Below are 271 nucleotides of genomic sequence, written 5' to 3' on the forward strand. Positions count from 1 at the left end.
CGCTGGTCGGCCGGGCGCTCATCGCCGGCCGCGAGCGAGCCGACGCTCTCACCGTGCTCGCCCGGGTCTTCGCCTCCGGCGGTTCCGCCGTCCTCGTCACCGGTTCGGACGCGGATGCGCCCGACGTCGCCGACGTGGCCACGACGGAGCGGACCACTCTCACCCTCTGACCGGTCGCCCCCCGGACGAGAAGATCCGCCACCCACGCGCCGGATCCGCTCCCCGCGAGGGGGTGGCGGATCCGACCTCGCGAGCGGCGGATCGGCGGGGA

The organism is Dietzia sp. DQ11-38-2 (assembly GCF_014145055.1).
In the GTDB taxonomy this organism is placed as follows: domain Bacteria; phylum Actinomycetota; class Actinomycetes; order Mycobacteriales; family Mycobacteriaceae; genus Dietzia.